Origin of the sequence: Yokenella regensburgei ATCC 49455 (genome assembly GCF_000735455.1) — a bacterium.
Taxonomy (GTDB): Bacteria; Pseudomonadota; Gammaproteobacteria; order Enterobacterales; family Enterobacteriaceae; genus Yokenella; species Yokenella regensburgei.
The window spans coordinates 98,097-118,714 of record NZ_JMPS01000069.1; the positions used below are offsets into that span (position 1 = coordinate 98,097).

Sequence of the window (20,618 nt, forward strand, 5' to 3'; positions counted from 1 at the left end):
CTTTCGCCTCCTGGAACGGGTAATCGAATTTCTACTTAGAGCGCAAGGTGGAACCGGCTGGCCTGCCAGTTACCGACAATAATATCTTCACCGTCGGCGACCATATGCATACTGCTCCGGTCGACCAGCGTCACCCATTGGCCATCGGACACCTGAATACGAAAAATCAATGCCGCGTGTTGGTCGTGCGAGGCAGAAAGCCAGTGTGTGCGCAGTTTATCGCGGTCGCGGGGGTGTACACGTTGCAGCACGTCATCAACGCGGTGTAATTCGCCTGGCTGCATATTGCCCGGCAGCGCCGACAGCGTGTTTTCCCACAGAATTTCGCCTGAGGCAGGAGCCAGACGATAGAAAACGCCATTCCCGCTCGCGTCACGGTTGCGGGTTAAACGTCGCACCACGCGGATGAAGACGACCAGCAGCGCGGCGGCGGAAAGGTAGCTTAATGCCAGCAGTAAGGATTCGGTGTAGGCGAGGCTTTTCAGGAAGAACGGCCCTTTATGCTGATCGGTATAGTAAATTACGATAGCGCCAAGGGTCAGCAGCGCGACGGAACCGCCGAGGCTGCCCCAGAAGAGAGAAAGCAACATCACCGCAGCAATAGGCAAACAGGCTAAGCCAAAATAGAGCGCGGTAGCGTGTTTTGCCACCCAGGGGAGCTCATGGCCAAAAATAATCCCTGCAATTGCACACAGCGCCAGCCAGAGGACAAAGCCAATGCATTTTGACATAACGCTGTTCGCGGCAAATCGTTCATGCTGGTTGAGAAAGCCCATCACAATGGGGGCTGCAAAGAAAATACCCGTGACATCGGCAATAAAGCCGTGCCAGAAGAGGCCGAGCGGTGTCAGACCCTGCGCCACCGCGTAGCCGCTGCCCACAATCAGAGAATCAAGCGCGCTGATGGCAAGCGTGGCGACTATCCACACCAGGATGATATGCAGATCGTCGTGCATACGTGCAAAACGGCGTACCGTCCAGGCGATAGCCACCGTCGAAGGGATCGACAGAAACGCATATAACAAGGAGAGTGCAAAGGTGAGCGGCGTATCCCACTGCTCATCCAGCAGCGCGGTTGCCAGCGTGAAGATAATGATAAGCGCCGGGTAATCACGCCACCGTGCGCTCATAAAAGCGGCAACCGCTACGCCTGCCGGAAACCAGATAATCGCAATCGAAGACGTCGGATCATCAAACTTGAGCGAGGGTAATCCGGCTAAATAAAAAACCAGCCCCCAAAGCAGGAGGATGAATGACTGCTGAAGCCACGTGGGAAATAGCGCTTTCATTGCCGTGTCATAACTCCTGATTGGCACACGCGCGGCGCTGGCACCGCATCTGAATTGAGTATGGGAATAGTATTAATGCTAACAATCATTGGCTGAAAAACAAAGCGGCGAGGGAAATACGGGCATCTCCGGGCCGTTGTATTTAGGTTGAGACTCTGAAACTTGCGACTTGTATAATACCCGACACCTGCCAGCCCAAAGAGACATTATTTTGAATACATACGTTATCCTGGCCATTTCCATTTGCGCCGAAACCCTCGCCACCACGATGATGAAAGCTTCCGAAGGCTTCAGCCGACTGCTGCCCAGTATTGTTGTGGTCGTCGGCTATGCCATTTCATTTTACGGCCTGTCACAGGTGGTGAAGACGATGAATATCGGTATCGCCTACGCCATCTGGGCGGGGATGGGGATATTCCTGGTCTCCATCATGTCGTTCCTGATTTATAAGCAGCGACTCGACTTCCCGGCGATTGCCGGCATGGTGTGTATTGCTATCGGGATTATGGTCATCCAGCTTTTCTCCAAATCGGTGACCCACTAGCTAATTGGGAATGACGCATATTGAAAGAAAATCCACGCTATGGCGTGGTTTTTTTTGCTTCAATTTCCGCAGAATTTACGTGGGATAGGGAAAGTTCTTTATGGTAATAAAAATCATTCTCATTTGATGTTGCGCCATGATATGTTGTCTTCGTGATGCTTGTTTAATGAGGTGAAAATGATGGACGCGACGCAGAAAGCAGGACACACATTTCTGGCAAGTCTTGGCAAAACCCGCCTGCGCCCGGGCGGCGTTGAAGCCACGGAGTGGTTGCTGCAGCAGCCTCCGCTCGATGAGACAACGCTGGTTCTTGAAGTTGCCTGCAACATGGCGACCACCGCGGTTGAGCTGGCCAGCCGCTTTGGTTGTCGGGTCACGGCAATTGATATGGATAAAGTCGCCCTGGAGAAAGCGCGTCGCAACGTGGCGGCCGCAGGGCTGGACAAAAGAATAACCTTACTGGAGGCAAGCGCCACACGGTTGCCGTTTGCTGATGATACGTTTGATGTCGTCATCAACGAAGCGATGCTGACGATGTACGCCGATAAAGCCAAGGCAAAGCTCGTGAGTGAATACTTTCGTGTGCTGAAACCTGGCGGATATCTGCTGACCCACGACATCATGTTTACCGCTGATGCGCTCGGTGAGGGGGATAAAAACCAACTGGAACAGGTCGTGAAATCGAACGTCAGTCCGATGAGCCAGACGGCATGGCAGCAGCTATTCCAACAGGCAGGGTTTCGTCAGGTCGACTGGCGACACGGCGGTATGTCTCTGATGTCTCCTCGTGGATTGATAAGAGATGAGGGGCCAGGGCGGGCGCTGCAGATCGTGTTCAATGGTCTACGTACGCGTGAAAATCGGGCGCGTTTTCTCGGTATGTTCCGTTTCTTCAGGGAGCACCGAAAGCAGCTTAACTATATCGCCTGCTGCTCACGCAAGTAGCCTGGCGTTGCGATAAAGGGGCAATCATGATAAAAGAATTGTTATGTTATAACATATTGATTCAGGGTGAATGCATTGCACGATATCCTCCGCGTTGACGGTGCAAGCCTCAGAGCCCGCACCGGGGAATTGATACTCGACGACATTCATTTCACGCTTTGCGCCGGCGAGAAGCTGGCGGTGATTGGCCCCAACGGGAGCGGCAAATCAAGCCTGCTGCGGACGATTATTGGTGAAACGCGCTTAAACGAAGGGGCCATTTTCTGGAAAGGAAAGCCACTGCGGGGCGTTCCGGTTAGCGAACGCGCCAGAAGCATCGCCTTTCTTTCACAAAATGACGTCCCTGACTTACGCCTGACGCTTGAGGATTATGTCGCGCTTGGACGGCTGCCGCATGCTGAAAACGGCGGTGCCGCTCAAGATCAACGAATCGTGGATGACGCTATCCGGGAGACGGGGATTGCACCGTTGAGGCATTGTCCGTTGGGCAGGCTCTCCGGCGGCCAGCGCCAGCGCGCGGCGCTGGCTCGTGCGCTGGCGCAGTCACCAGAACTGCTGCTGCTTGATGAGCCAACCAACCATCTGGATCCCCCCGCGCGCAGCGCCTTGCTATCGCTGGTGAAAAGTAAAGGCATCGCGGTGATCGCCGTGCTGCATGACCTGACCGTTGCAGAAGCGTTTGCCGACCGGATTCTGGTGATTAACGAAAGCCATCAGGTGATTTGCGATGTTCCGGACGCCGCGCTGCAGACCCGAGTGATTTTCCCGGTGTTTGGCATGACCTGCCTGCACACCGTGCATCCCGTTAGCGGCAAAAAGCTGCGTATTTTTGAAGTTCCCCAATTTGCCTGACAATTAAGAGAAAAGATGAATAAACACCTGCTCACTTTGCTGCTGATTTCCATTAGCCTGCCGGTCATCGCCAACGATTTTCCGGTTACCGTCGATAGCTGCGGCCAACCGCTCACCTTCAATCATGCACCGCAGCGCGCGGTAATCAACGATCTCAATATGGCCGAAATGGCCTTCGCACTCGGCCTGCAGGACAAGATCGTCGGGCTGACGGGAGTCACCGGCTGGTACAAACTGACGCCGGCGTTTAAAGCCGCGATGGGATCTATCCCCGAACTGGCCCCTAAATATCCTTCTCTTGAAACGCTGCTGGCAGCCCAGCCGGACTTTTTCTTTGCGGGCTGGAACTATGGGATGAAAGTCGGAGGGGAGGTCACGCCGCAGACGCTGGCGCCATACGGCATCAAAACCCTGGTGCTGAGCGAGAGCTGTGTGCAGGCCGGTGGGCATCCGCAGAAAGCCAGTATGAATCTGCTTTACGACGATGAGCTAAAGCTTGGCAAAATTTTTGGCAAGCAAAAAGAGGCACAGGCGCTGGTGGAAGGCTGGAAGCATCGGCTGGCGGCGCTTCCTTCGCGTCCTGCAAATCAGGCTCCGCTGAAGGTATTTGTCTATGATTCCGGGGAAGATAAGCCCTTCACCAGCGGTAGATACGGCATGCCGACGGCGATCATTGAGGCTGCGGGCGGCCGTAACGTGATGGCGTCTTTGCCGGCGAACTGGACGACGACCTCCTGGGAGTCGGTGGCGGCGGCGGAACCCGATGTGATTATCCTGCTGGATTACCAGACCGGGGCTGGGGCTGATTCCCTGCGCCGTTTCCTTGAATCTCATCCATTGATGAAGTTAACCCCTGCCGTTTCACAGCACCGCTATCTGAAGCTGCAGTACAGCGAGCTGACGCCAGGTCCGGCAAATATCGGAGCGATTGAGAAACTGGCACGGGTGCTGTACATGGCCGAAGCCAAATGATGCGACCGGCCGCAAGATTTATGTGGTTCGCGCCGCTGTTTATGCTCGCGTTGGGAGTGTTGATGCTGTGGAGTCTGCAGTTGGGCAGCGTCGCGCTATCATGGCAGCAGGTGATGTCGGCGGTAGGATTATTTTCAGCCCCGCTTCCCGACATGTTGAAAACTATCGTGCTGGAGATTCGTTTGCCCCGTGTACTTCTCGGCGCGCTATGCGGTGCGGGGCTTGCGATGACGGGGGCGCTGTTACAAACCACCACGCGTAATGAGCTGGCCGATCCGTTTCTGTTCGGGCTTTCCTCCGGCGCGTCCGCAGGGGCGGTGCTGGTCATAACTCGCTTTGGTGACGCGCTGGGTATCCTGACGTTACCGTTCGCGGCGTTTGCCGGAGGGATCCTCTCCGCGCTGTCGGTGATGATTTTGTTTCGCGTCAGCCGGGTGCGTCGCGCCGAGCAGCTGATCGTCTGTGGCCTTGCGGTGTCGTTTTTATTCAGCGCGTTTACCAGTTATCTGGTATTTTCCGGCGACCAGCGCGCGGCGGGTTCGGTACTGTTCTGGTCGCTTGGCGGCCTGGGGCTTGCACGCTGGGATAACCTCTTCATCCCGCTGGCGAGCTTCGCAATGCTGGTGGGGTTTACCGCGCTGCGCTGGCGGGCGCTGGACGCGCTGCTGGCGGGTGAACAGACCGCCTGGTCGATGGGCGTCAACGTAGGGCGCCTTCGGTCCGAAACCTTTTTCTGCTGCGCGCTGGCAACGGCATTTCTGGTTTCGCTGACCGGGGTGATTGGCTTTGTCGGGCTCATGATCCCTTATCTTTCCCGCCGCCTGGTGGGGGTGAGACATCGTCTGGCGGTACCGATGTGCGGATTGCTCGGTGCGCTGCTGTTGACCGGTGGCGATATGCTGAGCCGTAGCCTGATCCCTAATCAGGAACTGCCTATCGGTATTATCACCGCAGGCCTTGGGGGGGCGTTTATTATTTCATTGCTGCTGCGGGCGGAAAGTTAAGCGGGAGAACCGTCAGACAAATTCTCTGGTAAAATACAAAATCATTACCGACAGATAAAAGGACGTAGCTCTGGCATGTTGAAGAGGAGGATGAGTCACGTTCTTCGTGCAGGAATATTGCTATCAGCTGCGATTCTGTTGACGGGATGCGCCAGGTCAGATGCGCTTTGGGGGGTTGTCGACAAACTTTGTCTGAACAATCACGCGCTTACCAAAAACACCGCGCCTTGCCACAGCATTTATGTGCCGGAAGGCAATGCGCGGGGATTTAGCGTCATTCAGAACCCTCGTTATCCTTACCATTTTATCCTGGTCCCTACCATCAAAGTCTCGGGCATCGAAGATCCTCAGCTGTTTGCGGAAAGTAGCGTTGATTATTTTGGCTACGCTTGGTTGATGCGCTACCTGGTGTCCTGGCAATATGGTGCTCAGGTCCCGGACGATATGCTGGGTATGGCTGTCAATTCTGCGAGTGGTCGTAGCCAGGATCAGCTGCATATTCATCTGACCTGTCTTCGTGAAGATGTGCGCCGCCAAATGCTGGCCGAGCGGCCCTATATTCAGGAACGCTGGACGCCAATGCAGGACAAGCTTCTGAAGAACACCTATTATGCGCGCAAAGTTGTGCAACCTACCGCGATGGGTATTTATCCGGTCAAATCCGTTAGCGACTATTTTCATTTATCGCCGGAACAAATGGCAGAGTGGGGCGTTGCGCTGATCCCAACCCATTGGTCAGGGCAGAAAGGGTTCATCCTTTTAACCACCCGGCGAGGATGGGATAAAGGTAACCGTGCGTCAGTGGAGTCGTTGCTGGATAAAGAATGCAGTATTCTGCCCGCTAAATAATATGCGTATATAAAAAAGAGGGTGATGTATCGTCACCCTCTTTTAGCGCCAGGCTGTAGTGTCTGCCTGTGATTATGCGTTCAGGCTACGTGAGCGGCTAGGCGAGCCTTTCACGGAGCGTTCTGCTGCTAAAGTTATTTTCGTGTTTGATTTCTTTGACTGCGTTGGTGAGTACGTCGCCGTTAGGCAGATAACCTGCCATGGAATTGATAAAGTCTCGCAGATGCTTATATTCCTTTTCTCTTGCAGCCATATATTTTTTATCCCCGTCGGGACCTGCAGCAATCATCCCTTTAAGCAGATTAAGCGCATTATTTGTATCGCTACCTAAACGTGTTGCCAGGCCACTTGTTCTGGTACTCTCTGGGAGTTGTTTAAGCGTTGTCGCGGCCAGTTCCAGTAGAGGGAAGGCTTGCGCCCAGTGCGGTGAGGGGGTGCCATTTGCCTCCGTTGCCTTTGCTAACAGCGGTCCCGGCTCTGAAAATGTTCTCTCCAGATGTTGAACTTCAAGGAGTTTAATTTCAGTGGCGGCCATATTACGTAGCAGGGTTTTTTTCGGTTCTCCGCCGGGTAAGTCCTGCGCCTGAGTTTTCAGGTTGCTGAAGGTTTTCGCCAGGTCTTCTGACCAGGTGGCGTGAAATCTGGCAACTGCGATAATCTTCTCCTGCACATCAGCAAATTCCTTATAAATGGTATCCAGCTCATTGTTCTTTGTCTGCAACGCATTGATATGCGCCATCAGTGCCTGTTTGCGCGGACAATCGCCGATCGCACTCATTTTCCCGGCAAGGTCGTTGACAACATCCTTAATGGCGTACTTATTACCCTCTATATAATGGCCTAATGTGGCTTCTACGGACTCCATGACCTGGTGCTGGGTAATCAGGCCAGCAATGAATCCTTTGAATTCACTCTTGCCCTGTCCAGAAATAGTGAGTTGTTGTACTTCGTCTTTTAATGCCGTTAGTGCCTGAACGGCATTCCCCGACGCCGGGCTTCTTCCTGCCTCCGGCATACTTCCAACGCGTTCTTGCCAGATATCGACCTTACGGCGTAAAAGTCCCTCATTAAGTGCATCAATTTGCAGTTGATAACTCGACTTTCTTTGACTTTCTGGCAACTGAGTGTTCAGGTTTTGTAATTCAGAAATGACCCTTTCCCGCGGAAAATCTAAAACATTGTGATCGGCAAGCGTCAGTCCTTCACTCAGGAGCCGGTCAATTCTGCTGATGGCGATATTTTGCTGATGGACGGTTTCAGCGCGACTGGTCAGTGTCATTTTGTCGGGCGTAAACGGGGGCAGACGGGTGGCCTGTGTCACTATTTTCTCGGTCGTTTTGCTATCCATATCTGACCGGATACTAGGATCACTCAGGAGTTTTGCCATAGCAGTCTCTGCCGCTCCCAGAGGCTGAAGCAACTTCCCGGATGCTTGCTGTGCCTGAGCCTCGATCTCTTCTCTGGCAATGTTGTTTGGGGAGATTTGCCGAATGGCATTGAAAGCGGTATTCAATAGCGTTGTCAGTGGCCCCGTCTCAGCCTGCCTCATGGCGACCTGCAGATTCGAAAACGGCTCCTGGGGGAAGGGTTCGGAGGGCTGGATTTGTGCTTGTAAATCGGCGACCTGGTAGGCCAACCTCAGCTGGGACTGGATTTGTTGCAGACGATGGTCATCTGTCTCCTGGAACAGCGTATCCATGTGTGGTGTGAGCGTGGAAAGAAGGGACAGTTTTGTATTGATGGCGTCCTTGCAGAGAAGACCTCCCTGCAGTAGGTCATCGGCGCATTCCTCAACGAGAGTGTCAACAAACTCATGGTTGAGCCGTTGATGACTTTCCAGCTGCTGCTGCCTGTGGGTATTCAGCGCTACCAGCTCATTGTCGATAAACTCGCTGTGTAACTCGGCGCGTACGTCCGGATCCTGAACGGATCTTAACTGCGTCAGATCCGCTATCAGCTCTTGATAGTGGTCTAACTGCGCTATCTGCTGGTCCAGGCTGCTGATTTCCTTGACGGGCGCTTGCACCAGTACGCGCGATGCTTCCAGTGCTCTGGCCACCTCGAAGCCATGGCTGGTGGCCATCACGGCAGAGGAGGATAACTCAACGCTGCTGCCCCGGGAAATCAACTTTTCCTGATCCAACTGGTACACCCCGGGCTCGCCATTCTTCTTGATCATGTGGTGGGTGAGTACGCTTGAAAGCATCTCGTGATGCATATCAGAATTCGATAATGCTATCTCGGGTAGCGTATGGCCATCTACGCGAATGACCAGATTCAGGTGGCCAGGCGTATGAAGTTGACCCGTCATACCGGAAACGTTATGGCTTATCAGTTCAAATTCCATTGCGCGAACGTGGTCACCTTCCATCAGGTGAATAAGCCTTTCAACCGCCGGCCAGAGCGTTTCTATTGAATGGGTCTTATCGCTCGCGGCCGCCGTTTTTTCGCCGTAAATCATGTTGTAAATATCGCGCAGGTTCTTTTCTTTATCCTCTAAGTTCATCCCTGGCAGGTGATTGAGTAATTTTATAAAGAAATTTTTGAATGCCTCCCAGCCCTCAAGACGAGTAGCTTCTTTCAACTGTCCGGTCAGCATGGCCTGTAATTGTAATTCGTTAACACCAGGGGTGGTTCCGATAGTCATACTCATGAGCGTTTCCTTCTCTTTGTTGGTGAGAAGTTCATCGTATGAGCCCTCCCTGTTAATCACTATCGGGTGAAAGTGGGATACATCCTGTTACATGCACGACGGGGAACGGCGTTATTCTGTTAAACCTAGTCGCCGTGCGCAGATAAGTAATTCGGTGACTTTATGGACGTTGAGTTTTCGCATGACATTTAATCGATGCGTTTCTACGGTTTTAACGCTAATACACAGTCGCTCGCCGATAAGCCGATTGGTAAAACCATCGGCAATCAGTTTGAGAATTTGCCGTTCGCGCGGCGTGAGTATTTCCGTGCTGTCATTTTTGACGCGAAGCGCGGCGTTAATCGCTTCCCGATTTAGCGCCGGATCGATATAACATTTTTTCACCGCGACGCTTTGTAATGCTGCCAGCAGCACCTGGCGACTACTATTTTTCAATACATAACCCAGCGCACCCGCGCTTAGCGTGCGTATTGCCATCGTCTCTTCCATATGGGCGGTATAGGCCAGAATCGCCGTTTGCGGCAGCCGACGACGTAGCTGCGGGATAAGATCCAGCCCGTTAATGCCGGGTAAACCCAGATCGAGCACCACGATATCCGGCTCATGGATGCGGCAGGCGTTGTAAACCTCCAGCCCATCATCAATGTGTGCGACCACGTGAAAGCGTGGGTAGGGGGAGAGCAGGTTAATGATTCCATTAACAATCAGTTCGTGGTCGTCGACCAGCAGGATTCTATGATCGTGCATTGTATTACCTCTTGATAGACGGCCTTGTTGGCCGGCGCTGATTTAAGCGTCCAGTGCTACGTTCAGGGTGTGGCGAAGTTCGGTAATTTCTTCTGCAGCCAGTGCCAGGCCATGCTGCACGCGATTCTCCATATCGATGACGCTGCAAACCAGAGGGCTCAACCCCGCCTGGCCGAGGCACCCTTTTAGGGTATGCAGCAGGGTGCTGGTTTTTGGCAGGGAGCCAAGGTTATGTTCGAGTTCACAAAGCAACAAATGCAGCGAGTGGTGTATTTTGCGGCGCATGGCCGCATCGTCCAGGGGAAGCAGTGCGTGCTCGATGCTGTGATCCTGCTCCTGGAGAGCGATATCGCGTTCCAGCTGGTACTCCGCGGCAATGGAGATCCCATTGGCCAACTGATTGAGAGAGACGGGTTTAGTCAGATAATGCTGCATACCAGCCTCTTTGCAGCGGCTTATCTCCTCTGGCGCCGTATTTGCCGAGAGCGCCATAATCATGCACTGGGCGTCGTGATTTAGTGCGTCACGTCGCCAGAGCCGGGCGCACGTCATGCCGTCCATTTCCGGCATACGAATATCCATTAACACCAGATCAAACCGCTGCTGCCGACCCAGCGCCAGCGCTTCTTCACCGCTCGCCGCGAGGGTAAACTCCTGGCCAAGAGAAGCCAGCATCATGCCAAAAATATCCCGATTGATAGCCGCGTCATCAACCAGCAAAATATGTAGCCTCCAGGGTTGTACCGGAAGCTGGTCGGCGCACTCACTCGCCACGCCAGAAAGCGCGTGGAGTACGGTTTCACGCAGCTTTCCGGGCAGAAAGCACAGATCATCGGCGCTAAATACGCTCTCTTGTCTGGCGATTTCGCACGTTAGCCCCCAGGCGCAGAGCTGGCGATGCAGAACCAGCGGTGCGGCAATCTCGCCCGACAGCGGTTCGGGAGGCTGATATTTGCCAAGCGGCAGCAACAGCGAGAGGCAAGTGCCAAATCCCGGCGTACTGCGTAACTCAAGCCATCCTCCCATCATTCTTGCGAGGGTCGAGGCAATCGTCAGGCCGAGACCCGTTCCCTGACTGTGTCCCTGGCTCTGAAAAAAAGGCTCGAATACGGCTTTTTGATCGGCAAGGGTAATGCCTCGCCCGCTGTCGCTCACGGCGAAAATAAGAAAATCATCGCTACGTTTAACGCTAAGGCAAATCGCGCCCTTATCGGTAAATTTGAGGGCGTTGCCCAGCAGGTTAACCAGGATCTGCCGCAGGCGAGTCCCATCCACCTCGAATATCAACGGTACCCGGTGACCAACAAAGGTTTTCAGTGTTAACCCTTTGCTTTGCCCGGGACCCTGGATGGTATGCATCGCCTGATCCAGCAGCGGGAGTATTGCGGTGTCCTCGACGTGGAGCGAGAGCTGTCCGGATTCAATGCGTGAGAAGTCGAGCAAATTATTGATGATGCTGAGTAACGAAAGGGTGCACTGACTGGCCGTATTGGACAACTGCGACTGTTTTTCACTCATGGGCGTTAATTGCAGAAGTTCGAGAGCCCCCAGCACCCCGCTTAAAGGCGTTCGCAGTTCGTGGCTTATCGTCGTCAGATGGCTACTTTTACGCTTGTTGGCCTGCTCGGCCTGCTGCTTGGCGATCGTCAGTTCGCGGGTGCGTTCGGCGACGGTATTTTCGAGGTTGTCATACTGCTCGTGTAGGGTATCAAGCAGCAAATTATAGGCGCGGGCAATGCTTCCCAGCTCGTCGTGGCGGTTTTCCGGTAACCGGGCGGAGAGGGTGTCTGGCCCGGTTTTCTCAATGATGTTGACGAAGTCCCACAGCGGACGAGCCAGATGGCGGTGAAGCAGCCAGAACAGCATCATCGCCAGCAGTAGCAGGGTAGTCAGGGCAAAAGGCAGCTGCTCCGCTACGATGTTAAGCGCACGTTTTAGCACCCCGCTGGTCGGGTACAGGATAACCTGCTGCCAGCCGGGGCCTTTAAGTTCGCTGCGAAGCACCAGATAGCCCGGGATCTGCTGCCATCCGTCGTGGAGAGGCAGGTTCTGCAATAATTTTTGTAGCGTGTCGCTGTTACTTTCCGCAAGGTCCGAGAAGGGCAGGATCTGATTGTGCTTATCAAGCCAGAGATTGATATCGCTGTCCGAGACGTTGTGGCCATAGGAAAGCAGGTCGTTAAGCTTAACCGCTAAGCCAATCAGGATGTCATGAGAGCCTGCTGCTGCGATAGAGACGCTCCAGCCGGTGCCGGGGATGTATTCTGGTTTACCCCAGAACAGGTTGTCGTGCGTCGCGCGGCGTGGAAATTGCCACAGCTCGTTTTGCCGGCGAATAAAATAGTCGGGCGAATGATCGAGCGGGGGCAAAAGAGAAATACCATAGCGTCGGTCAAGGATAAAACTATCAAGATAGTATGTCTGACCTGCGGTGCCATAAACCTGAATGAAATTCAGATCCTGGGCCTGTTTGTCCTGCGGCGTACAGATGCTGGCATCGACGGGGAAATAGCGACTCTCGCTTTTTGCCACTGGATGCGTGCTCGTAGGCACATAGTGGTAGAGGCCATAGCTCTGGGCGAGCGCCAGCGCATCTCGCTCAGCACCTTCAAATCGATGGTTGCTTAGCCCCACCCGCAGGCGTGACATATGGGATAAATTTTCAATAATCCGTCGGCGATTTTGATTTAGTGAAATATAGGTTGTGGTGAATATAGTAATCAACCAAATGATTAGCAGGCCAACAGATATCAGTAGTGTTAATTTCCCCACCAGGGAGTGCTGATTTTTCATTATTGTTGTCCTTAGGTGGTTTTACAACGCGGAACGTCATCAGGCTTAGTGATGTCAGAATACGAAATTATCGGCCTTATTCTCGATTCAGATAAAAAGTCTAATTAATATAAAGCGTAATAAATGCCGCGAAAAACCATTGTGTGAATTTGTAAGTGAATATGATGGCAAGATGCTGAGGAAAAGGTATCAGGTCTTTTACTGATGTACACCCAGGGGATCCTGAACGAATATGAAAGCTATTCAGGAGGCCCTGCCTATGTTCGATAAATTAAAAAAAATCCCTGCGGTCGAGCACTTACGTATTTCATCTGATAGTGCAATCATGCTGATGAAATTAGATGGCAGAATGGCGCGTGGATATTTGTGTACGCTGTCTTTAGTTTTGGCTATTTTTATTGACAGTATCGATCACTTTCCGCTTGAAACCGTGAGGCATATCACTCTGTTACTTGCTGCCTGCCCGGAAATTCACGATCACGCCTTGCAGTTAATACCTGATGGAGGATGGTTGTGTTGTTATTATGACAAAAATATGTCAGCTGAAAAAATGGCCGTTGAAATTGAAAAACATCTGGCGCTGACACGATATTTGGCAAACATCATTGTTAGTCAAAAAAACAGCAAGATGTGAGGCCAATATGAGAATAAAAAGAATGGTGGTATTTCCTGCGCTGTTTTTTTGTCTGTGTGCTCAGGCGCAAACGCTCGCCTGGAAGGGGACAGATTTTTCGCTGCGTGCCCGGAAAATCTCGCTGGCAGCGGTCTTGCAAAATTTAGCAGAGAACTATGACACGCCGGTGGTCATCGATCCGGCCATTGTGGAAACATTCAGTGGTGCAATACCGCCAGCTCCTCCTGTTGTAATTCTGAATAGATTAACCACGCAATATAACCTGGTGACCTGGCTTGATGGCAATACGCTGTTTGTCTACCCCGCATCACGCGTGGCGCATCGCGTTATTACCCTAAACACGCTGCCTGCCAGCACCTTTATTCGTTATTTGCGTAAACGAGACGTGCCAGAAAAAAGTAGCTGCGAAGCGCGCACCATCCCGGGTGTTAATGCCATCGATATTAGCGGCGTTCCCGCCTGCACCGCGCGCATTACCCAGCTGGCGTCCATGCTGGATGGAGAGATGACCCGCCGCCGGGATGATGCGGTCAGCCTTGTGGTGTACCCGCTCAAATATGCCACCGCGGTGGATGACCATTACCAGTACCGCGATCAAAACGTCGTTGTCCCGGGGATTGTCAGCGTACTGCGCGATATGAGCCGAGGTAGTGCGCCGACCACGAGCAGCAGTTCTGCTGCGACGCAGGGATTACCGATGTTTTCTGCCGATCCGCGACAAAACGCCGTCATTGTGCGGGATCGCTCGGTCAATATGGCGGGTTACCGCAAACTCATCGGTGAGCTGGATAGAAGGCCTCAGATGATAGAAATCTCGGTCACGATTATTGATGTTGATGCCGGGGACGTCAGCCAGCTCGGTATTGACTGGAGCGCCGCGCTTTCTCTGGGCGGCGGTTCCATCTCCTTTAACGGCCCGGACAGTAGCGCCGGAGGGGGATTCTCCACCGTCATTAGCAACACGCCCAGCTTTATGGCGCGGCTGGTGGCGCTCGAGAAAAATTCCCACGCCTATATTTTGTCGCAACCGTCGGTGGTGACGCTCAATAACATTCAGGCGGTGCTGGATAAAAACATCACGTTTTACACCAAACTGCAGGGCGATAAAGTCGCAAAACTTGAATCCATCACCACGGGGTCGCTCCTCAGGGTCACCCCACGGCTGCTGGAGGAGCAGGGCAAGCAGAATATCATGCTGAGTCTCAATATCCAGGACGGGCAGCAAAACCCGCCGTTGAGTCAGGATGAACCTTTACCGGAAGTACAGAACTCAGAGATAGCCTCTCAGGCCACCCTCCATCCCGGGCAGAGTCTGCTGCTGGGGGGCTTTAAGCAGGATAAACAGATGCAGGCGCAGAACAAGATCCCGCTGCTTGGCGATATTCCGATTATTGGGCATTTGTTCCGCAACGATCTTAACCAGACCCATAGCGTTATCCGTCTGTTTCTCATCAAAGCCACCGTAGCCAATAGCGACAGCAGCCATGGATAGCGAGTGGAAAATCCGTTTACTCGGCGGGGTACTGCACGGCCGTGAAGTCTGGCTGGCGGATGGGCATCTTTCGGTCGGAGAGCGCGGCTGCGATCTCTGTATTCCGTTGTGCGGCGGCGACAGACTGGGATTCACCGCAACACCGGAAGGACTATTGATCAACACCGGGGGTGCTCCGGTGCGGGTCAATGGTCGGCGGCATCAGCCCGACAAGCCATTACCCGAAGAGGGCGTGGTGCAGGCTCTGGGGCTGACGATGGCGTTTGGCCAGCACCACGCCAATTTATCTCGCTACCCGCTTCGTCGAACAAGCCCAGCCCTGTTCTGGGGGATGGCGCTTGCGTGTCTGATACTGATGGGGGCCAGTGGATTGGTCCTGCTTTGTGGCGGGAACCCACCGCCGCCGCCGCCGATGACCTCCCGGGTGGCAGAACTGCTGCAGCAAAACGGGTTGACGCAGATCGCCGCAACCTGGGAAAAGGATGGCACGCTTCGGCTCTCTGGCTACTGTGAAAAGAGCGACAGGCTGCAAAGCGTGCGCCTGAGGTTGGGCGCATGGGGAGTGCTGTATCAGGATAATGTGGTGTGCACCGATCAGCTTATCAGGCAGGTGCGAGATGTCCTGACCCAGGCGGGGTATGACGAGGTAGAACTCACAAGCCACGCACCGGGCGAGATTAGCATTAACGCCGATATCATGATGGGCAAGCGCTGGGCGGGTATCCAGCAGCAGCTGACGACGATCCCCGGCCTGCAACATCTGCATATCGACAACCTTCATGAAACCCAAATCAATGCGTTGATCGCCAGCCTGTTGCAGCAGAGGCTGGCGGAAAAAGTCAGTGTGACCTCAGTCGGTCAGGCGTTCGTCATCAGCGGCGTACTGAATATGAATGAGCAGCAATCTTTAAACCATCTGCTGGCGCAATTACGCCAGCAATTCCCCGGGATTGCGTTGAGCTACCAGAATGTGGCGTCGTCCGGGGAGGGCAGTCAGCGCTTCCCCTCGCCGATTGCCGCTATTGTCCATGGTCAGCAGGGGCTCTACCTGCTGCTGGAAGATGGCGAGCGCCTGAGGACGGGGAGCCAGCTACCGCAGGGAGGCGAAGTCGTTGCCCTGACCGACGCGGCGGTGGCGCTCAGATTTCCTGACGCATTGATTAACTATTCTTTCAATTTTTGAGCCTATAACACGATGCCAACGCTGACTTATTTAGAAGATAGTGTGCGCGATTCGATTAACCAGGCGCAGGACAGATTAAAAATATTGCAGACAGCAAAAATACGGTTATTGCAGTCGATGAAAGGACCGGCCACCCAGGAGCAATATCAGCAGTTCACCCTATTGTTGGAAGCGGTGATTCAGGCCGAAGATATTATCAAGGTGATCGCATATCGCTATCACAATCAACCTGTAAAACCTGATGATGAAAACTAATATTGCGGCTGAACAAAAAAGAATGGAGCGAGAATATTCCCGACTGTGTCAGTGCTATTCAAACTTCACCAGGCTGAAGCTGGCGATGGCTGAACTCGTGGCGCGTGCCGCAACTGACCCTGCCGCCGCGAAAAAACTTAACGACCTGCAGGCTCTGATGCCTCAGGGTATCGCGGGGCTGGAACGTCAGGCCGGGAAGGATATGCAAGCGTTGAACGTTGCCCTAAAGCAACTGCAATCGCGACTTAAAAATATGGTTAATGACCAATAGTGCTACTGAGGTGAAAATATGAGTGGAAATCTATCAGTAGGTCATCGTTTTGACTTTAACACCCCGGGTTTAACAACGTCGAATATCAAGTTGGGCGCAGGTGATGATAATACCGTTGCGGATGATCAGGATATTAATAATCCATTCGCCTACGGTTTTTCGGTACTTGATAATTTGCAATTGGTTTTGCAAAAAATTGCCAACGCGCTTTTTGGCAAAATAAATACCAGCACCGATCGTGCGCGCAATACACAGGATATGTCTAATCGAATGGATGAGGTTATTGCCGACGCCGCAAAAGGTGATGATAAAACCCGTAAACCGGTACCCGATGAGGTCGTCAAATATATGCGCGACAACGGCATTCTCGTCGATGGTATGTCGATTGACGATTACATCAGCAAGCATGGTGGTACAGATGGCCTGGATAAGGGCTCGCTGCAGGCGGTCAAAGCGGCTCTTGATAACAGCGCGAATCGCGATACCGACCTGATGACCCAGGGACAACTCAGCATTCAGAAAATGACCCAGGAGATCAATGCGGTTGTCACCCAGATGACCGGATTACTCAGCAAATGGGGTGACTTACTCAGCATGATTGCACAGAAGATGTACTGATGATGAAAACGGACGGTCGGGATTCAGACATCGTGCTGCGATTTTTTCAGCAGGGCGGCGCATTGCGGATGCTTTTTGCTACGGATATCAGTGCTGATTTGGAAGTTTTGCAGCGTTATGCGCGGCAATTGGCAAGCGCAGGGGAATACGGTGCAGCGGCCCGGATCTTTAAGGTACTGACTATCTACGATGCGTGGTCTTTTGAGTACTGGTTTGAACTGGGCGCCTGTTGCCAGGCTGACGCAGCCTGGAGTGATGCCATCTACGCCTATGGGCGTGCCGCGAAAATAAGAGTATCGGAGGCGCAGGTGCCCTGCGCCGCCGGGGAGTGTTATCTCGCCTGCGGTAATCTGCCGCTGGCGGCCAAAGCCTTTCGGGCAGCGTTGCTGGTATGCGGCGTGGAGCATCAGGGAGATAACCATGAGAACAAGGATGTGGCGGATATACGCCGACGTGCGCGCGCGGGCCTGAGCAAAACAGGAGAAGATCATGAGTCGGATGCAAATTAACGGTGCTCCAGCCGCCAGCGATGAGGCTTTCCATCGACCTCTCACCGCTCGGGTACAGACCCCCCACATCACCTGCGGGGCATTAGGCGAACACCTCCACGCGCTGGCGCTGTTTACTGACGAGGATAAGGGCGTGAAACGCCGGGGAAGCGTGAGCCTGCAGGAGGCAGATAACGCGCTACGCAGGCTTATGGGCGCTCAGTCTGACGGTGCGAAACGCCCCACGGTGCGCGATGTACTAGAAATGGACCCCATGATGTTATCCATGATGATGACGCAGCTAGTGTTGAAAGTTTCTGGTAACAACGCCAACGCTCTGTGCCAGCAGCTGGAACGTGCAACTGAGGTTCAGGCAGCACTGCGTAATAAGCAGGTTGCGGAATATCAGGAGCAAATCAATAAAGCGATTGAGCAGGCCGACCAGGCGCGGAAAGCCGGGATCTTCAGCGCGGTCTTTGACTGGATAATCAGCGGCGTTGAGGCCGTGGTCGGCGTACTGAAGATGGTTGAAGGCGTTTTGACGGCCGATCCATTGGCGATTGCCGATGGTGCGGCATATTTCTCGGCAGGGGTGGCCGGGATGGTTAAAGCGGGCGCTGAGACCGCGCTGCTGCTGGGGGCCGATAAGTCGGTTTGCAACGACATCATCAATGCGGCAGGGACGGTGCAAACCGCCTGTGAAGGCGTGGCGCTGGCGCTGGATATTATGCAGATCGGCCGCGGTATTAGCGCCGCTCGCGCTATCACCAAAGCCACAGAAGAGGTGCTGGACTCGGGGGTGGGTAAAGCGCTCATCGATGCCGTTGCCAAAGGTGCCGAAAATGAATTGAAAACTCTGGCGGAGAAAGCGGGGCAGGAAGTCAGCCGGGTGATGGGCAAAGACTTTGGCATGGCGCTTGAGCGCGAGATGGTTGAGGTTGGCGATATGGCGATAGAAGCCGCAGCTCATGAACTGGAGGCCGAATCGAACATGGTACGCGGCATCAGTAAAAGTTTTACCCGCGAAGGCGTTGCGAAGCTTGTGGAAACGGCTATCGAAGGTGCCGGTAAGGATCTGCTGAAAAAAAGCGAAGAGGTGGTGGCGAAGAAACTTCGCGACGCCATTTTGCAAAAGCTCCGCCGCAGCATTGTGAAAACCGTTATTAGCGATTGTACCCACAAAGCCCTGCTTATCACACGGGCTACGGCCGGCGGGGCAAATCGTATTTCGGCATCCATCGTGGCCGCCACCAGCGCAAAACTGCAAAGAGAGATTGAACGGCTGATTGTGCAGCAGGGCTATATCGATTTTATGCAGAACTGGACGGAAGACCGCAAGAAAACGCAGCAAAAGCGGCTCAATGCAGCGTATCAGGATGGCGCCAACGCGCTGAGAATTGCCTCAGAAATTATCGATAACAGCGGCACGGTGTTGGCAAATATTGCCGGACAACGAGCCTGAGGAGGAGAGATGTCCAGAGCAGTTATTTCTGAAAATTCAATGGTATTTCTGGATGTTAGCCCGACCATTGAGGAGACCGGGATCCCCGCAAATCGGACGTTATCCGTTAACGACAGCGTTAACGTTCAGGGCGGTGGTAAAGGAGCGCTCGATGCGAACGATTTTTTCGCTATGTTCGATGAGATCTGGAGCAAGCTGCTGATGCTTGCGAAGCAGCTGCGCGACACGATGCAGTTCTATAACCAAAAGAAACAGGAGCTGAGCTGGGGGCTTGAGATCAACACCCTGCAGCAAAGTGTTAAAGCCATCGACGATAGCTATGGTGCCGCTAAGGCCGGGGCGATTGGCGGAATGTTTGCCGGGGTGCTGACGGTCGGCGGAGCCTTTTTTGGCGAGGCCGGGATGACGGTAGGCAACGCCATGGGGCAGGTGGCCAACGGCATTGGTAGCTGGGCTTCGGGAAGTGAAACCCGCAAAGCGGATGCGGAAAAAGCCATTGCCGAGCTGCAGAACAAAGGGTCGCAGTCTTATGCCAAAACGCTGGACGACACGTTGATGAAGGCCCGCGAAATCATGCAGCAAATGATGGAGATGGGCCGCAATCTCGTCGAGGTGTTTAGTCAGGTCCTGCGCGCGATTTCGCGCTAAATGCCGGAGGATATCGTATGGACGAAATAGCGCGACTGCTGCGTAAGGAGGGACTGGTTCCGCGTTCTGCCTGTTTGCCCGGCTGCGGGTTGCTGCTTGGGCAGCAGGTGGAGCGGTATCCTTACCGTCTCGTCTACCGTATCGATGAAGATAACCTGATCCTGTGCAGTTTTCATCGCGTACCGGACAGTCAGCCCCGGCCTTCATCGCTGGTGGCGCTATGGAGGATCCTCCGCCGCCTGTTTCAACAAGTCTCATGGCTGCGTGCCGTCAGAATGCTGGTGATAACCGATGTGTGGGATCGCCTGCTGGCGATGCAGCGCCATCAACTGGTGCGGCTGTTGTACAAGCTGGGGGCGGTCATGGTGTTTCACAACGGCGAGAGTTGGCTGGAAATAACCGCCGATACGCTATGTAACCATAGAAAGCGACGTTCATCCCACTACTGAATGAGCTGGAGAAGAATATGGAACCGACATCTCTTGAGCAGACGCTGTGGCACGACCCGGTTATCAAAAAGGCGCTGGAGCTCTCCCCGGATGAGGTTTATGCCAGAGGTTATGCCGCCTGGCAGCAGCGGGATTACGATCGTGCGCTCGTGGATTTTTCCTGGATGGTGATGACTCAGCCCTGGAGCTGGCGCGCGCATATTGCACTTGCTGGCGTACTGATGATGCAAAAGGAATACGTGCTGGCGATGAACTACTACGGCTACGCGCTGATGCTGGACGCCTGCCATCCCGAGCCGGTGTATCAGATAGCGGTCTGTCTGAAAGCGATGGGTGAACTTTCTGAAGCCAGAGTCGCGCTGCAGACCGCGTTGACGATGAGCTACGAAGATCCTTCTTATAGCACGGTGCGCGCCAATGCAGAGCAGATGCTGAGTCAGCTTCTGGCATAGCGTACCCGGGTGAATCGA

The 20,618-nt window shown here is 53.7% G+C and carries 21 protein-coding genes; 17 read left to right on the top strand and 4 right to left on the bottom strand.

Annotated elements, in window-relative coordinates; genetic code table 11:
- Window positions 1-35: 35 nt before the first annotated feature.
- On the bottom strand, window positions 36-1,289 hold the full coding sequence (locus GYRE_RS17210; RefSeq protein WP_038256931.1) for an MASE1 domain-containing protein: 1,254 nt from the start codon (window positions 1,287-1,289) through the stop codon (window positions 36-38).
- A gap of 211 nt (window positions 1,290-1,500) precedes the next feature.
- On the opposite strand from GYRE_RS17210, the gene GYRE_RS17215 reads away from it, so the two are divergent.
- The 6 genes from GYRE_RS17215 to GYRE_RS17240 all read left to right on the top strand — a co-directional run bounded on the left by GYRE_RS17215 (window position 1,501) and on the right by GYRE_RS17240 (window position 6,455).
- A complete protein-coding gene (locus GYRE_RS17215) occupies window positions 1,501-1,833 on the top strand; it encodes a DMT family transporter (protein WP_071777541.1) in 333 nt (110 codons plus the stop codon).
- A gap of 180 nt (window positions 1,834-2,013) precedes the next feature.
- Window positions 2,014-2,778: a class I SAM-dependent methyltransferase gene (locus tag GYRE_RS17220; RefSeq protein WP_038257114.1), complete on the top strand. Its 765-nt coding sequence runs from the start codon at window positions 2,014-2,016 to the stop codon at window positions 2,776-2,778.
- Window positions 2,779-2,853: 75 nt separating this feature from the next.
- Complete coding sequence (locus tag GYRE_RS17225; protein ID WP_174706371.1) at window positions 2,854-3,630, top strand: ABC transporter ATP-binding protein; 777 nt, start codon at window positions 2,854-2,856, stop codon at window positions 3,628-3,630.
- A gap of 15 nt (window positions 3,631-3,645) precedes the next feature.
- Window positions 3,646-4,602, top strand: a complete 957-nt coding sequence (locus GYRE_RS17230) for an ABC transporter substrate-binding protein (RefSeq protein ID WP_038256933.1) — start codon at window positions 3,646-3,648, stop codon at window positions 4,600-4,602.
- Window positions 4,599-5,606, top strand: coding sequence for a FecCD family ABC transporter permease (locus tag GYRE_RS17235; protein ID WP_038256935.1), 1,008 nt, complete (start codon window positions 4,599-4,601; stop codon window positions 5,604-5,606). Before GYRE_RS17230 ends, GYRE_RS17235 begins: the two co-directional genes overlap by 4 nt.
- A gap of 90 nt (window positions 5,607-5,696) precedes the next feature.
- On the top strand, window positions 5,697-6,455 hold the full coding sequence (locus GYRE_RS17240; RefSeq protein ID WP_038256936.1) for a CDP-diacylglycerol diphosphatase: 759 nt from the start codon (window positions 5,697-5,699) through the stop codon (window positions 6,453-6,455).
- A gap of 97 nt (window positions 6,456-6,552) precedes the next feature.
- Here the strand turns inward: GYRE_RS17240 and GYRE_RS17245 are convergent, their stop codons facing one another.
- The 3 genes from GYRE_RS17245 to GYRE_RS17255 all read right to left on the bottom strand — a co-directional run bounded on the left by GYRE_RS17245 (window position 6,553) and on the right by GYRE_RS17255 (window position 12,648).
- Window positions 6,553-9,108, bottom strand: a complete 2,556-nt coding sequence (locus GYRE_RS17245; RefSeq protein ID WP_051860979.1) for a hypothetical protein — start codon at window positions 9,106-9,108, stop codon at window positions 6,553-6,555.
- A 111-nt stretch (window positions 9,109-9,219) separates the two neighbouring features.
- The gene (locus GYRE_RS17250) at window positions 9,220-9,855 is read right to left on the bottom strand and encodes a two component system response regulator (RefSeq protein ID WP_006820342.1); all 636 of its coding nucleotides are present in this window, start codon (window positions 9,853-9,855) and stop codon (window positions 9,220-9,222) included.
- Window positions 9,856-9,897: 42 nt separating this feature from the next.
- Window positions 9,898-12,648, bottom strand: coding sequence for a two component system sensor kinase (locus GYRE_RS17255; RefSeq protein ID WP_038256939.1), 2,751 nt, complete (start codon window positions 12,646-12,648; stop codon window positions 9,898-9,900).
- A gap of 259 nt (window positions 12,649-12,907) precedes the next feature.
- On the opposite strand from GYRE_RS17255, the gene GYRE_RS17260 reads away from it, so the two are divergent.
- From GYRE_RS17260 to GYRE_RS17310, 11 genes are all read left to right on the top strand, one after another.
- The gene (locus tag GYRE_RS17260) at window positions 12,908-13,282 is read left to right on the top strand and encodes a pathogenicity island protein (protein WP_038257119.1); all 375 of its coding nucleotides are present in this window, start codon (window positions 12,908-12,910) and stop codon (window positions 13,280-13,282) included.
- 7 nt (window positions 13,283-13,289) lie between these two features.
- Window positions 13,290-14,774, top strand: coding sequence for an EscC/YscC/HrcC family type III secretion system outer membrane ring protein (locus GYRE_RS17265; protein ID WP_006820339.1), 1,485 nt, complete (start codon window positions 13,290-13,292; stop codon window positions 14,772-14,774).
- A complete protein-coding gene (sctD, locus tag GYRE_RS17270) occupies window positions 14,767-15,957 on the top strand; it encodes a type III secretion system inner membrane ring subunit SctD (RefSeq protein WP_051860981.1) in 1,191 nt (396 codons plus the stop codon). Before GYRE_RS17265 ends, sctD begins: the two co-directional genes overlap by 8 nt.
- Before the next feature lie 12 nt (window positions 15,958-15,969).
- Window positions 15,970-16,212: an EscE/YscE/SsaE family type III secretion system needle protein co-chaperone gene (locus tag GYRE_RS17275; RefSeq protein ID WP_006820337.1), complete on the top strand. Its 243-nt coding sequence runs from the start codon at window positions 15,970-15,972 to the stop codon at window positions 16,210-16,212.
- An 85-nt stretch (window positions 16,213-16,297) separates the two neighbouring features.
- Complete coding sequence (locus GYRE_RS17280) at window positions 16,298-16,483, top strand: hypothetical protein (RefSeq protein WP_237723288.1); 186 nt, start codon at window positions 16,298-16,300, stop codon at window positions 16,481-16,483.
- Between the two features lie 18 nt (window positions 16,484-16,501).
- Window positions 16,502-17,101: a type III secretion system translocon protein SseB gene (gene sseB / locus GYRE_RS17285; protein WP_006820335.1), complete on the top strand. Its 600-nt coding sequence runs from the start codon at window positions 16,502-16,504 to the stop codon at window positions 17,099-17,101.
- Window positions 17,101-17,610: a CesD/SycD/LcrH family type III secretion system chaperone SscA gene (sscA, locus tag GYRE_RS17290; protein ID WP_038256943.1), complete on the top strand. Its 510-nt coding sequence runs from the start codon at window positions 17,101-17,103 to the stop codon at window positions 17,608-17,610. Before sseB ends, sscA begins: the two co-directional genes overlap by 1 nt.
- Window positions 17,591-19,051 (top strand): type III secretion system translocon subunit SseC family protein, encoded by a 1,461-nt coding sequence (sctE, locus tag GYRE_RS17295; RefSeq protein ID WP_038256946.1) that lies wholly within the window; start codon window positions 17,591-17,593, stop codon window positions 19,049-19,051. The genes sscA and sctE overlap by 20 nt, the downstream gene beginning before the upstream one ends.
- A gap of 9 nt (window positions 19,052-19,060) precedes the next feature.
- Window positions 19,061-19,699: a type III secretion system translocon protein SseD gene (sseD, locus tag GYRE_RS17300; protein ID WP_245939515.1), complete on the top strand. Its 639-nt coding sequence runs from the start codon at window positions 19,061-19,063 to the stop codon at window positions 19,697-19,699.
- Between the two features lie 17 nt (window positions 19,700-19,716).
- On the top strand, window positions 19,717-20,148 hold the full coding sequence (sseE, locus tag GYRE_RS17305; RefSeq protein ID WP_038256948.1) for a type III secretion system effector protein SseE: 432 nt from the start codon (window positions 19,717-19,719) through the stop codon (window positions 20,146-20,148).
- A gap of 17 nt (window positions 20,149-20,165) precedes the next feature.
- On the top strand, window positions 20,166-20,600 hold the full coding sequence (locus GYRE_RS17310; protein WP_006820330.1) for a SycD/LcrH family type III secretion system chaperone: 435 nt from the start codon (window positions 20,166-20,168) through the stop codon (window positions 20,598-20,600).
- The last annotated feature ends 18 nt before the right edge of the window (window positions 20,601-20,618 follow it).